Origin of the sequence: Brevibacillus sp. HB2.2, from assembly GCF_013284275.1 — a bacterium.
GTDB classification, from domain to species: domain Bacteria; phylum Bacillota; class Bacilli; order Brevibacillales; family Brevibacillaceae; genus Brevibacillus; species Brevibacillus brevis_D.
Genome location: NZ_JABSUV010000017.1, coordinates 53,818 through 66,138, shown reverse-complemented (window position 1 = coordinate 66,138; position 12,321 = coordinate 53,818). Strand labels below are relative to the sequence as shown.

Genomic DNA, 12,321 nt, shown 5'->3' with positions numbered 1-12,321 from the left:
CGAAGGATTTGATGCGGTGTAATTTGGAAAAGAGAGCGGGAACGCTAGAGCGCCGTGGCTTTGCCTTTAGGCTTAGTCTCTAGTTTTGTTTTTTGACAAAAAAGTTATCATGGAGAGTATTGTCAAAGACAAATGGGAATGATAATATTTATCAATAAGAGTGATATTCATTATCAATTAGTATTCAGAGAAGAAAACATAAATCTTACATTCACCTAAATTTAAGGAGGTAACAAATTATGTCATCGATTTTAGTAATAGGCGGAGATCGCCTGGGCAATATTATCGAATTACTGCAAGGGCAAGGCTTCAAGGATATTCATCACGTAACTGGACGGAAAAGCTCGCAAACCGGGGTGAAAATTCCAGCTGGTATCCACATGATTTTGGTGTTGACTGATTTCGTCAATCACAACTTGGCCAAAACAGTGAAAAACCAAGCCAAAGATCGCGAGCTGCCCATCGTTTTCTGCAAGCGTTCGTGTTCTGCGATTGCCAAAGCTTTTGATCTCACTGCGTAAATACATACTCTCCAGATCGGGCAGACTACGATCGTGAGTCTGACACCAACGGAGGAATGTCGCATGGAACAGAATCGTTTGGGTGAACTGCCTATCGCACAGCTTACGGCCGCTCAGCTGCAACAATTAAAACAGGCAGAAGAACAAATCAACACAGAAGGTCCAAATGTATATCTTATTGCATTAGAGAAGCATTCCCCGTCCTCCTAGACGGGGTTTTTTTGTTGAAGCGTGTGCTTCTCACTTGAATACGTACTGCTCCAGTTGCATTTTGAGAGCGTCAATCCCGATAGCGAAGCCTAAGCATTGGCTGGATTGAATGATGAATGCATTGAGACCAACGACTTCCCCATTCAAATTAATGAGTGGACCTCCGCTATTTCCTGGGTTAATCGCAGCATCCGTCTGAAAAATTTCTTCGTACATTCGCTTCGCAACCTGCAATCGGCGGTTTTTAGCACTAATAATACCCGCTGTCACAGAATTTTCCAAACCAAGTGGGGAACCACCTGTAAGCATACAAACAAAATCAAGAGAAGTTTTAGTGGAAAGACAACAGACGCAGGTACACCTCTCGATTTTTTTGACCAGAGGCAGCGTCTGTTGCTTCCACTTCAACACGTTGGATGAGCATGCACACGAGTAAGCGCCGTTCTTTTTCATTTGCATACGACCAAATAAGGTTCCAATTGGAAAGAGCATCTGGATCAAACTGGTCTACACTTGAAAAAACAGAGTAAGTGCGTTCTCGTTCTTTAGCAGCCCGCTCCAATGTATTGATTTTCTCTCGTAGGTCTGCCAACGAAAGGAATCCCTCTTCATAAGCTTGTTCCCAGCGCTGCTTCCGAAATTGCAGCTCTTGCCTGGTTTCTTTCGCGGAGCAGGAATTCGACTGAAACAAAGTTTGAACCACTTCCTGCAACGCAGCAATTGACTCTGTTGAATGCTGCATCAGCTCTTGCACAATGGCTTTTTCCAAGCGATCTTCACGTATGGCTGGAGCATCACACGTACCAGCCAGCTTGTTTTTACATAAGTAGTAGCGGTGCGTGTAGCGTTTTTCCCCTTTTCCTGTAATCGTGGTTGTTTTCCCGCGCATCGAGGACCCGCAACGCGAGCAGTATAGCAATCCGGAAAAGAGGTAGCGGGAGCTGAGAACGCGGGGGTGGCTTGTTCCGCGAGCACTCATCCGCTCCTGCACCCGGGAGAAACAGGATTGATCGATGATGGCCGGGTGAGTTGCCTCTTCGATTATCCATTCCTCGGGGGCATTGCGTTGTTGATCGGCGTCTGTGTAATTCCAACGCAACGCGCCGTGATAGACCGGATTTTTTAACAGACGAAGCACGGCACTTGCACTCCAGGAAGCGCCATTTTTCCCGCGCAATCCGGAATGATTTGCCCATTCGGCGATTTGGCGCGGAGATTCGCCTCGATCATAGCGCTCGAACATGCTGCGTACGCCAGCTGCTTCCCTTTGATTCACGACCAGCGTTCCTTGCACCAGATTGTATCCAAATGGTGCAGGCCCTCCTGGTCGTTTTCGTTCTCTTGCCATTTGGCTCATCCCCAGCTTGACCCGTTCCGCCAAGTTTTCCCTTTCCCATTGGGCGAGAGCAGCCACTAAGGTTATAAACAGTCGCCCGATTGCCGTAGTCGTATCGTAAACCTCTGTGCAGCTTTTAAAATGTACCGCATGTCGATCGAACTCCTGGAGGAGCTGATACAGATCAAGGACAGAGCGAGTAAGCCGATCGAGTCGATAGACGAGGACGACATCGATTTCACCCGTTCGGATATCCTGCAGGAGCTGACTGAGTGCGGGGCGCTTCGTATCTTTGGCACTGACGCCTTCATCTGCGTAGACTGCTTGGACTTCCCAGCCTTGGGAGTGAACATACGAGAGCAGCTTTTCCCTTTGAGCGGGGATCGAAAATCCTTCACGTGCCTGATCCTCTGTACTGACACGTATGTAGACGGCCGTTCGCATTCCCCGTCCTCCCTTCACCTTGGGTTGCTAGAGTGTACAGCAAAAGGGAGGAGCTTATGCCTGACCACAATAAAAAACCCCGCTCATCCGTCTTGGACAAGTGGGGTTATGCTACATCCATTTTTGGCCCCATTCGTGAATGGAATCAATGACAGGACGCAGATCTTTTCCTTTATCGGTCAATTCGTATTCAATGCGAACTGGGATCTCTGGGTACACTTTGCGCTCCAAAATCTCGAGCTCTTCCAGCTCCTTCAGTCTTTCCGAGAGCATTTTATCGCTCATATGAGGAACCATTTCCCGGATATCTTTGAATCGTACAGTCCCGCGTAGCAACACATGAATAATCAGGCCAGTCCAGCGTTTTCCAAGGACGTTCATTGCGCATTCATATTTTGGACACATGTGTTCGCCAGAAAAATCTTGACTCATATCGGCGTCACCTCTATCTAGAAGCATTATTGTTGCCCTTTATTCTAACAGATTAGCTTGAAAAAAGTAAGTAACGAAAAACTGGAATGACACTTTATCAATGCCTGAGAGGCCAAGCCCGTTTTCATGGACAAATGTTTCCCTATTAGGAGTCCACACATACACTAATCGCGAAAGAAAAGAAGCGAAGAGGGTGTTGCGATGCTTCCAAAACGGGTAATCGGTATTTTAACCTGGCGGGAGGGGTTACGCTTTGAGGAACCAGCCTATTTGCGAAAGCTGGTTCAAACAGGGCAAAAGCTGGGCGCAGAAATCTACCTGTTTTCGCATCAGGACGTCAATGTATCCGCCAGAAAGATCAAAGGCTTCATCCCCAAACCGAACGGGGGCTGGATGAGTAAATCGTTCCCTTGGCCAGAAGTTGTCATCGATCGGTACCGACGCAGGGTAAAGGAGTATATCCGGCTGCGAAATAGTGATCTGTTTTTCTTTGCAAACAGTCCGTTCAGTAAAAAATGGAGAGTGACGAATCTGCTCGCTTCTGATGACCGCGTAAAACGCTGGATTCCGGAGACGCATGTTTACGAAAAAGGCAAGGTCCGAAACATGCTCGCACGCCATGGGCTCGTCTATGTCAAGCCAGGCAATGGCACAGGGGGAAGAAGCATCCTCAGAGTGAAGAGCAGCGGCAAGGATTATAGCCTCTCTGGACGTGACAAAAAGCATAAGCATCATGTAGCTCGAATTGATACGGTGGAAGGCGTGGAAAAATGGGTCAAAACGTGGGTAGAGAAGCAGCGCATTCGCGATGGCAATTTCCTGGTGCAGCAAGGCTTGGACCTGGGACTGCTACGCAAGCATGTCGTCGATGTACGGTTATTGATCCAAAAGGACGAGCGTGGGGAGTGGACGGTGACAGGGTGCGCAATACGCATGGGGGAGAAGGGCAGTGCTACTTCCAATTTGCATGGAGGAGGCAAAGCGATTCCCTTTGAATGGTTAATGTCCAGGCGATTTGGCGAGGAGCGTGGAGAGCTGATCAAACAGGAATGTTACCGACTTGCTTTTGAGGTAGCAAACACGCTCGAGGACTATTTCGGCCGCATGATGGAATTCGGGCTGGACATTGGGGTAGATGTGGACGGACGTGCTTGGTTAATCGAAGTGAACCCCAAGCCGGGGAGAGAGGTTTTTCGCCAGATGGGTGACATGGCTCTATACAAAAAGGCGATAGCCCGTCCTGTTCAATTTGCGCTGTATTTGGCCCGGAACAAGGCTCGTTTTTTGTCTCTTTGAATACAGATGGAGAACCGACGCTAATGACCCATTCTCCTACTTTTGTATGAGAGGAGTTGCCTAGTGGCAGCGGGTATAGCTTGCAGTCTGCATCAATTTTGATGACGGCGTAATCCCGGACTCGATCAGCTATAATGCGTTTGGCTTCAAACACTCTACCGTTATATAGCTTCACGAAAATGTTTTTGGATTTGCCGATGACATGCTCGCTCGTCAAGATATACCCTTTCGGATGAAAAAGAAATCCGGAGCCAAAGCTTCGTTCCATGGGTGGAGAATTATCTTCATGATCAATGAGGCTGCGAATTAACGAATCCACGTCTTTGGAATGGGGAGCATCCTCGGTTACGATGGAGACTACTCCCTCTTGAACTCGCTCGACAATGGGAACGAAGAAATTGAATGGGTGCAGACTGCTGCTGCTCACAGGGTACTTTACCCGCGTATATTGGGACCATTTTTTACTTTTCACCGATCTCTCCCCCTACAGCAGATAGGTATGTATCATCTTATGGGGAGGGGAGAGGGAAGGGACGCCCAATTTCTAGTCGAATGTATGGTTATATCATTAATTTTGATTGATATGATAAAGAAATAGCATTGGTATAATTATTTAAATGCATTTATAATAACATGTAGTTAAAGAATATTTCGAACATAAAGGCTAAGTCCTAGCCGCTAGAGAGAGAAAAAGAACGGTAACGGAGGATGCGAAGAGATGGATGTTAAAACGATCATACTGGGTTTCTTGAGCTATGGGGAAATGAGTGGCTACGATATTAAGCAAGCGTTTACAAACAGTATTGGGTTCTTTTATGACGCTAGCTTTGGTGCTATTTATCCAGCATTGCGCAAACTGGAGGAAGAAGGCTTCGTGACGAAGCAAGAAATCATTCAGTCTGGCAAGCCGAACAAGATCTTGTACCGAATTACAGAAGCCGGAAAACAATCGTTCCGTCAAGAAATCCAGACGCCTATCTTGCCGCCAGTCTTGCGTTCAGACATGCTGGTTAAGATTTTCTTCGGCAAGAGCCGCACGATCGACGAACAAAAGGATTTGCTAGAGGGCTGCTTAGATACGCAACGTCAATTGCTCCAACAAAGTAAGGCCTCTTATAAAAAGCTGGAAGTAAATTTTGACGAATATCAACGCTTTTGCTGGGAGTATACCATTCATCATCTGGAGTCAACGATTTCCTTTATGGAACAAAAAATGACTTCTTTGTTGAAACAACCAGCTTATTCCGTTTAGCAATAAAGCGAAGGGCTCATGTCTTGTGAACAATGAGCCCTTCGCTTCTTTTATTTATTTCAGGTTTTCTGGATTGAGACATTCGAGCTCTGGTACAACAAAACGTCCGTCTTTGCGGATCAGGCGATCGTCAAACCAAATTTCTCCACCGCCCCACTCAGGACGTTGAATCATAACCAAGTCCCAGTGAATGGAGGATTTATTTCCGTTAAACGCTTCATCATAGGCTTGTCCTGGCGTGAAGTGGAAGCTTCCGTCGATTTTTTCGTCGAAGAGGATGTCTTTCATCGGGTTTTGGATGTACGGATTCACACCAATCGCAAACTCCCCTACAAATCTAGCACCTTCATCCGTATCAAAGATTTCATTGATCTTCTCTGTATCGTTTGCAGTTGCTTCGACGATTTTGCCATCCTTGAAGGTCAGCTTGATATTGTCGTATGTAAAGCCTTGGTAAGGAGATGGCGTGTTGTACGCGATCGTACCGTTGACGGAATCACGGACAGGGGCAGTGAATACTTCTCCGTCAGGGATGTTGGCTTCACCAGCACATTTGATTGCCGGAATATCTTTGATGGAGAAGGTCAGATCAGTGCCTGGCCCTACGATACGTACCTTGTCGGTTTTCTCCATCAGCTCGACCAAGCTGTCCATAGCTTTATCCATTTTGCCGTAATCAAGCGTGCACACTTTGAAATAGAAATCTTCGAAAGCAGCGGTGCTCATATTAGCCAACTGAGCCATGGATGCATTTGGATAGCGAAGCACGACCCATTTGGTATGCGGTACGCGAATGTCCAGTACAGGACGCGCTAGCAGCTTGGAATGCAGCTGCATTTTGTCTCCAGGCACATCAGAGAGCTCACTAATGTTGTCGCCGCCGCGGATGCCAATGTAGCAATCCATTTGTTTCATGAAAGCCACATCTGCTTCACGCATGATACCCAATTGTGTTTCGTTGGCACCCATCAAGAGCTCACGCTGAACGGATTGGTCGATCAATTGGACAAACGGATTTCCTCCAGCTTCGTATACCTTGGCAATAACGGCTTTCGTCAGATCGGTAACGTTGCCAATAGAGTAAATTAAAACGTTTTCACCAGGCTTGACAGTCACTGAATAATTGACGAGGACGTCAGCTAGTTTTTCAATTCGTGGATCTTTCATAGGAAGGGGATCCCTCGCTTTCCATATCATTCTTGTCCATTGTACACAACTCAAACAGAAAAAAGCTACCCACTGTCGAGGGTAGCTTGCGGAGGAAACGCACTTGAAGGATTCGGTACTTCATGTATATGCAACGGCCTGCTGAATATGGCTATATCTTCGGGGAAGAAAGATTAGTCGCAGCTGCACCCGATAATAACCAGCAGGATGAAAAGAATCAAAACCAGAGTGAAGCCGTCGAATTCTCCATTAAAGATGCCGCTCATCGAATAAACATCCTCCTCATATGTGTGTTAAGCCTCTTGTGCTTACATCTACAACATATGGGTGATCGCATAGGACCGAACCGGGCATCCGCCCATTTTTGAGAAAATTTGTTTGGGTAATCTCTCGTTTTTCATACTCTTGTCGTTCTCGATGTTTATTATTCTGAAAAGCAGGAAAAGCTAGAGGATACCAAAAGACTTTGCAAGTATGAAAGGATGTTTATGTGATGCAAAGATCATTATCGAGCCTACAGCATGATCTGGTCCAAATTACGATTAATGTTGGAGAAGACTTTAAATCCATTGTGTGGAAAGCGCAGTACGATATGGACTTCAATACAGAATGTCTCTTCTGTTTCTCCGAGCAAATTACTGGCTACCGTGTAGAAGACGAAGACGGAAAAGCGGGGAAAGTCGCTGTTTGTCCGCATTGTGAAAAAGTAAACGCGATCTATGCGTGAGATTGAAGTTTAATGTTTAAAAGAAAGACGATGCTGATTGTTGGCACCGTCTTTTTTCTTTCAAGTTTTAGTAAGGTACCGATGTGCTAATAAAGCTGGTGAGAAGAAAAAGCACAGGGCTCGTAGACCTTGACAACGCCTACCCAGTCGGAACTTCAAAAAGGGGACCCGGTTGTCGAACACTTCTTCCCTGAGAAACATCCGCCCGTAGGGTGGCTTTGGATCGACGGTCCCCTTTTTGAAGTGGAGACGGACAGTCAATCCCCCTTGTGGGCGTGTCAGAGTCGAAGAGAACTGTGCTTTTTCTTCTTCTCCACTATGTTGACTCTAGTTTATATCTGGCTCTATATCCACCAAGTACCACCTGCTCTCTAGCAGGATTGAAAGGAGGACCCTCGAATAGTATGAGAGACATACATAAGTAGATAGGTAGGGGTGAACACCGTGCAAAAGAGATGCACCCGCTGTGGGAACGAAATGGAGATCGAGCTGCGCAACGTCGTGTACCGGAAACGAGTTAAAATCATGAATGTACCTGTACAAGTCTGCGTGGACGAAGACTGTGACCATTCCCAAGTGGTAGATGTGATTAAGGATGATTTGAAGTCACTCATGGAGGAACTGGGCCAACATCCGCAGCGTCAGGCAATCGAATTCGAAGAAGTGTCAGAGTTATCCAACTTATTGGTATTGATTGCTAATGAGAAGGTGAATTCGACCGTAAGAGAACTACTTGGTGAAAAAGTCAACGAGCTATTGGATCTGTTTTTGTTGGCGCAGTCCCTTGGCGATGAAAAATGGATGCTGGAGCTACGCGAACGTCTAACGAAAATCATGGTGTAAGGATTAAGAGATGCCTAGAAGATAGGTATCTCTTTTTTCATTTCTCCACGGCACCGCAAATGTAGACTTTGCTGCTTGGACTTATGTATACTGGTAGGCACATGAGATAAGGAGAGATGAACATGTCACAGAAACAGCTTCACTCCATAGAAGAACTGGATGAGTTCGTAGCGAAAAATGGGAAAAAGCTTTTGTTTAAGCATAGCACGATCTGCCCGATCAGTACGTCTGCCTATGAAGAGTTTCAAACGTATTTGCAGGACAATCAAGTGGAATCTGCGGTCATTCTGGTACGGGAAGATCGACCTGTCTCCAACGCCGTTGCGGATCGTTTTTCCATCAAGCACGAATCCCCGCAAATCTTTTTGCTGGAAGACGGAGAAGTAAAGTGGCACACGTCTCACTGGAAAATTACAAAAGACGCGATTAGCCAGGCGCTCAACCTGTAATCAAAAAGCCGGGACACCCGATAAGCGAGGTGAGACCGGCTTTTTGCATGGAGAAAAAGAGCATTGGAGAAACTATTCCCAGAATAGCTCCAACTTGTCTCCACTTTTCAATTCTGTCTGGAAGTTGGCTTGTTCGCCGTTGACGAGCATCACAAATCCAGAGATACTCTCACGGTCGGGCTTTTCCAAGGAAACATCGACGAAACGGAAGACGTCGCTAAACACAGGTGTTGACGCAGGTGAGGACTTTACTATGATGTCGGCACCTTCGCTCACAGGATCAGAGGCATTCGCCGCTTTTCCGTCTACCGTAATCGTTATCTGTGCGACAGGCAATACGACCCGTTCACCATTGAAGTGGACGATCATTGTCTCCTGTACCCATTCTTCCAAGGGAATGACATCTTGTATAGGAGGGGCGGGGATTTCATCCAGTCGATAGACGAGGACATCACCTTGTCGGATGATATCTGTCAAAGCTGCTGGTCTTCCGTTCAGCTCGATCACCTCGACACGGGACGGAATCGAATAATCTTGTCCATTCATAGAAAAACGCAAGCCTGATTCCGTTGACGTTTTCAGTTCGGCGAGCTCCAGTACTTCATAGACAGTGCGAGGAAGGCGGATGTCCACCTCGGCACGATCTGTGATCAACGTATCGAGAGTAGCAGTCGCTCCATTAACATGTACGACTGGACCGAGCGAGTAGGGACGATCATTACAGACTACTTCAAGCGTGTCCAGCTCATCGAATAAATCTTTGGCAAACACACGTGCATCCTCGCCATTTGTACCAGCCACTACGGTGATTTGGTCCCCGTCATTGATTGGCGTGTCGAGACTGACGCCCTCTCCGTTGCGCTGAATCACTGGCGCTGTACCATGACCACCTGGAATCATTTTCATCCGTCCGTTTACGGTGACGGTCATCGCCAATCCGGGGCGACCATACAGACGTCGGATATCCAGTCCGGATGCAATGAGCGCATCACCCAACGTCATTTTTCGCAAGTCGAATATGCGCACAGGAGTGTCATTGACTGTAACCGTTACATAGCGCAATGGATGACGTCGAGCAGCAACAGCAATGCCGACTGGCGTTACAAACTCAGGTCCACTGAGCCCAGGATTGTCTCCGACGTATTGTTTAATCGCATCGCCGCCTCTAACGGCAACACGGGCGGCAGGAATATTCAAGACCTGAGCGACTTTTCCAGTAAGCCCAGGGGTGAGGCTGCCACCGCCGATCAGCATGACCGCTTGCGGAGCTTTTCCGTTGAGCTCCAATATTTTGAAGGCAATTTTATCAGCGAGCTGTTGGATGTCTGCTTCAATCGCACTGGTTACCTCGGCAGCGCTCATCGTATGCTCCATGCCGAGAATGTCGGTGAAGGTGACGGACTCCTCAGTGGATAAGAGACGCTTCACTTCTTCTGCCATCGGAAAATCCATGAGAAAGGCGTTCATGAGCGCATCCGTGATTTCATCGCCTGCAATAGGAACCATGCCGTAAGCAGTAATGGCCCCTTCCTCAGTCAACGCTACGTCAGAAGTACCTGCTCCAATGTCGACCAAAGCGATATTCAGTCGGCGCATCGTCACAGGAATCAGGACATTAATGGCCGCAATCGGCTCAAGCGTCAATGCCTGCATTTCCAGATCGCATCGTTTCAGAGCAGCGATCAGCGAGTCGACAACCACCCGTGGAAGGAAAGTGGCGATCACATCTGCGCTTGCTACGTCACCCCGCTGATCAATCAGACTCCCGATCAACTCTCCATCCAGATGGTAATGGACGACGCTGTAACCCACGCAATAATAGCGGGTGACGTCTTGGTCCTTTAGCTCCTGGGCTAATGCGGCTTGGGCCTCCTGTACAGCGGAAAACTCCAAAGCAACAACATCTTCACGCGAGATGAAGGCATGTCTGGCTAAGGGCATATCCACACGTACGCGGCGGGTTCGCAATGACCGACCGGCAGCAGCGACCGCTACCTGATGCAGCTTGCCGTATTTCCCCTCCAGCTCTTCTTTTATTTGTTGAATCACCTTAGCTACGGCGACAATATCGTGAATTTGCCCATCGAGCATGGAGCGTTCATCGTGCTCTCGAATGGCGCAGTCCAGTACGCGGTATTGCTCGCCGGTCGTTTCCACGATCAGGCCGACGACGCTGCGCGTTCCAATATCTAATGAAAAAATAAGCTCAGGGGCTGTGATGTCAGACAAAAGTAGGTCACTCCTTGTAAGAGGTTGTTCATGAAGTCTTTACAATACTTATCGGTAATTTTGGTCTGTATCGGAAAGGAACAATCGCTTTTAGCTAGAACATATATCCAAAACTATTCGATTTGAAAGGGAAAGAATCCTGTCGAATCAAGGAATCTTCTTCGTTTTGACGAATAATTGGAAAAGATAAAAAAACAGAAAAAATTTACTTTCGCGCTTTTTGGCGCTAAACTGCTGACAAGGGTCTTTGAATCGATTATAATTACCCTAATTTATCGATAAATCCCCATATAAAAAGAGGAGAGTGGAGAGAGATGGCACACGATCAAATCGAAACCATGCGCAAGCAGATAGACGAGATCAACCTGCAAATTCTTGAATTGATCAACAAACGAGCTACCTTGGTTCAAGAGCTCGGCAAAGAAAAAGAAAAACAGGGCAGCAACCGTTTTGACCCAGAACGTGAGCGCCAAATGCTCAATCTGCTCGTGGAAAACAATAAAGGTCCTTTCAATGACAATGCTATTCGTCATTTGTTCAAGCAAATATTCCAAGTTTCCTTAGATCTGCAAGACGACGATAAGAAAAAAGTACTCCTCGTTAGCCGTAAGAAAAAGGCAGAGGATACGGTTATCACGGTAAAAGGCGTAGAGTTCGGAGGAAAAAATCCGATTCTGATCGCAGGTCCTTGCTCCGTGGAAAGCTACGAGCAAGTAAGAGCCGTAGCAGAAAACCACGCAAAACGCGGACTGCGCACATTGCGCGGCGGTGCGTACAAGCCTCGTACCTCGCCATACGACTTCCAAGGTCTGGGTGAAGAAGGCTTGCAAATTCTCAAACGCATCGGGGACGAATTCAACCTCGTAACGATCAGTGAAATCGTGACGCCAGCAGATCTAGAGATGGCGACAAAATACATCGATGTCATCCAAATCGGTGCTCGCAATATGCAAAACTTCGAGCTGCTGAAGGCGGCAGGTCGTGTGAACAAGCCGATCCTCTTGAAGCGTGGCCTCTCCGCTACGATTGAAGAGTTCATCTACGCGGCAGAGTACATCCTGTCCGAAGGGAACTCACAAGTCATGCTGTGCGAGCGTGGAATTCGCACGTATGAAAAAGCGACACGCAATACGCTCGATATTTCTGCGGTACCACTCCTCAAGCAAGAGACGCACTTGCCAGTGTTTGTAGACGTGACGCACTCTACAGGTCGTCGTGATCTGCTCTTGCCTTGCGCGAAAGCAGGCTTCGCAGTCGGTTCTGACGGAATCATGGTAGAGGTTCACCCAGATCCAGATGTGGCACTGTCTGATGCGAAGCAACAGTTGAACATTCCGCAGTTCAACGAGTTCGTTGATGAACTGCTTGCTTCTGGCCTGTACAAAGACGAGAATGTGGCAACGAGAGTATAAGAA

General features: G+C 47.4%; 14 protein-coding genes and 1 pseudogene. 8 read left to right on the top strand and 7 right to left on the bottom strand.

Features of this window, described 5'->3' with window-relative positions; genetic code table 11:
* Nucleotides 1–239: 239 nt before the first annotated feature.
* Nucleotides 240–521, top strand: coding sequence for a DUF2325 domain-containing protein (locus HP401_RS14455; RefSeq protein WP_016742090.1), 282 nt, complete (start codon nucleotides 240–242; stop codon nucleotides 519–521).
* Nucleotides 522–584: 63 nt separating this feature from the next.
* Nucleotides 585–731: a hypothetical protein gene (locus HP401_RS14450; protein ID WP_015892424.1), complete on the top strand. Its 147-nt coding sequence runs from the start codon at nucleotides 585–587 to the stop codon at nucleotides 729–731.
* 30 nt (nucleotides 732–761) lie between these two features.
* Here HP401_RS14450 and HP401_RS14445 read toward each other — a convergent pair whose 3' ends face one another.
* The 3 genes from HP401_RS14445 to HP401_RS14435 form a co-directional block, all read right to left on the bottom strand.
* Entirely contained in the window at nucleotides 762–1,040 is a 279-nt protein-coding gene (locus tag HP401_RS14445; protein WP_015892423.1) for a S1C family serine protease, read from the bottom strand.
* A 22-nt stretch (nucleotides 1,041–1,062) separates the two neighbouring features.
* Nucleotides 1,063–2,511 carry a recombinase family protein gene (locus HP401_RS14440; protein ID WP_173605476.1) on the bottom strand — a complete coding sequence of 483 codons (1,449 nt, stop codon included), beginning with the start codon at nucleotides 2,509–2,511 and terminating at the stop codon, nucleotides 1,063–1,065.
* A 111-nt stretch (nucleotides 2,512–2,622) separates the two neighbouring features.
* The gene (locus tag HP401_RS14435; RefSeq protein WP_016742092.1) at nucleotides 2,623–2,943 is read right to left on the bottom strand and encodes a winged helix-turn-helix transcriptional regulator; all 321 of its coding nucleotides are present in this window, start codon (nucleotides 2,941–2,943) and stop codon (nucleotides 2,623–2,625) included.
* 201 nt (nucleotides 2,944–3,144) lie between these two features.
* Between HP401_RS14435 and HP401_RS14430 the strand changes: the two genes are divergently transcribed.
* Entirely contained in the window at nucleotides 3,145–4,239 is a 1,095-nt protein-coding gene (locus tag HP401_RS14430) for a YheC/YheD family endospore coat-associated protein (protein ID WP_173605475.1), read from the top strand.
* Nucleotides 4,240–4,303: 64 nt separating this feature from the next.
* On the opposite strand, the pseudogene HP401_RS29900 reads toward HP401_RS14430, so the two are convergent.
* A pseudogene (locus HP401_RS29900) lies at nucleotides 4,304–4,507 on the bottom strand (trypsin-like peptidase domain-containing protein); the annotation flags it as partial.
* Between the two features lie 450 nt (nucleotides 4,508–4,957).
* On the opposite strand from HP401_RS29900, the gene HP401_RS14420 reads away from it, so the two are divergent.
* Nucleotides 4,958–5,491 (top strand): PadR family transcriptional regulator, encoded by a 534-nt coding sequence (locus HP401_RS14420; RefSeq protein WP_047071910.1) that lies wholly within the window; start codon nucleotides 4,958–4,960, stop codon nucleotides 5,489–5,491.
* 54 nt (nucleotides 5,492–5,545) lie between these two features.
* Here the strand turns inward: HP401_RS14420 and HP401_RS14415 are convergent, their stop codons facing one another.
* Nucleotides 5,546–6,658 (bottom strand): aminopeptidase, encoded by a 1,113-nt coding sequence (locus tag HP401_RS14415; protein WP_015892417.1) that lies wholly within the window; start codon nucleotides 6,656–6,658, stop codon nucleotides 5,546–5,548.
* Nucleotides 6,659–6,831: 173 nt separating this feature from the next.
* Nucleotides 6,832–6,924, bottom strand: coding sequence for a YjcZ family sporulation protein (locus tag HP401_RS14410; protein ID WP_017250455.1), 93 nt, complete (start codon nucleotides 6,922–6,924; stop codon nucleotides 6,832–6,834).
* A 227-nt stretch (nucleotides 6,925–7,151) separates the two neighbouring features.
* Between HP401_RS14410 and HP401_RS14405 the strand changes: the two genes are divergently transcribed.
* The 3 genes from HP401_RS14405 to ytxJ all read left to right on the top strand — a co-directional run bounded on the left by HP401_RS14405 (nucleotide 7,152) and on the right by ytxJ (nucleotide 8,677).
* A complete protein-coding gene (locus HP401_RS14405; RefSeq protein WP_015892416.1) occupies nucleotides 7,152–7,385 on the top strand; it encodes a hypothetical protein in 234 nt (77 codons plus the stop codon).
* A gap of 444 nt (nucleotides 7,386–7,829) precedes the next feature.
* On the top strand, nucleotides 7,830–8,228 hold the full coding sequence (locus HP401_RS14400; protein ID WP_016742097.1) for a hypothetical protein: 399 nt from the start codon (nucleotides 7,830–7,832) through the stop codon (nucleotides 8,226–8,228).
* 122 nt (nucleotides 8,229–8,350) lie between these two features.
* Nucleotides 8,351–8,677: a bacillithiol system redox-active protein YtxJ gene (gene ytxJ / locus HP401_RS14395; protein ID WP_173605474.1), complete on the top strand. Its 327-nt coding sequence runs from the start codon at nucleotides 8,351–8,353 to the stop codon at nucleotides 8,675–8,677.
* A gap of 72 nt (nucleotides 8,678–8,749) precedes the next feature.
* Here the strand turns inward: ytxJ and HP401_RS14390 are convergent, their stop codons facing one another.
* Nucleotides 8,750–10,906: a cell division protein FtsA gene (locus HP401_RS14390; protein WP_173605473.1), complete on the bottom strand. Its 2,157-nt coding sequence runs from the start codon at nucleotides 10,904–10,906 to the stop codon at nucleotides 8,750–8,752.
* Between the two features lie 314 nt (nucleotides 10,907–11,220).
* Here HP401_RS14390 and HP401_RS14385 point away from each other — a divergent pair, with 314 nt between their 5' ends.
* Nucleotides 11,221–12,318, top strand: a complete 1,098-nt coding sequence (locus HP401_RS14385) for a bifunctional 3-deoxy-7-phosphoheptulonate synthase/chorismate mutase (protein WP_015892412.1) — start codon at nucleotides 11,221–11,223, stop codon at nucleotides 12,316–12,318.
* Nucleotides 12,319–12,321 lie beyond the last annotated feature (3 nt).

Coding starts and splice junctions, on each gene's coding strand:
- HP401_RS14450 (WP_015892424.1), top strand. CDS start 585: ATGGAACAGAATCGTTTGGGTGAACTGCCTATCGCACAGCTTACGGCC.
- HP401_RS14435 (WP_016742092.1), bottom strand. CDS start 2,943: ATGAGTCAAGATTTTTCTGGCGAACACATGTGTCCAAAATATGAATGC.
- HP401_RS14415 (WP_015892417.1), bottom strand. CDS start 6,658: ATGAAAGATCCACGAATTGAAAAACTAGCTGACGTCCTCGTCAATTAT.
- HP401_RS14405 (WP_015892416.1), top strand. CDS start 7,152: ATGCAAAGATCATTATCGAGCCTACAGCATGATCTGGTCCAAATTACG.
- HP401_RS14420 (WP_047071910.1), top strand. CDS start 4,958: ATGGATGTTAAAACGATCATACTGGGTTTCTTGAGCTATGGGGAAATG.
- HP401_RS14385 (WP_015892412.1), top strand. CDS start 11,221: ATGGCACACGATCAAATCGAAACCATGCGCAAGCAGATAGACGAGATC.
- HP401_RS14410 (WP_017250455.1), bottom strand. CDS start 6,924: ATGAGCGGCATCTTTAATGGAGAATTCGACGGCTTCACTCTGGTTTTG.
- HP401_RS14445 (WP_015892423.1), bottom strand. CDS start 1,040: ATGCTTACAGGTGGTTCCCCACTTGGTTTGGAAAATTCTGTGACAGCG.
- HP401_RS14440 (WP_173605476.1), bottom strand. CDS start 2,511: ATGCGAACGGCCGTCTACATACGTGTCAGTACAGAGGATCAGGCACGT.
- HP401_RS14430 (WP_173605475.1), top strand. CDS start 3,145: ATGCTTCCAAAACGGGTAATCGGTATTTTAACCTGGCGGGAGGGGTTA.
- HP401_RS14455 (WP_016742090.1), top strand. CDS start 240: ATGTCATCGATTTTAGTAATAGGCGGAGATCGCCTGGGCAATATTATC.
- ytxJ (WP_173605474.1), top strand. CDS start 8,351: ATGTCACAGAAACAGCTTCACTCCATAGAAGAACTGGATGAGTTCGTA.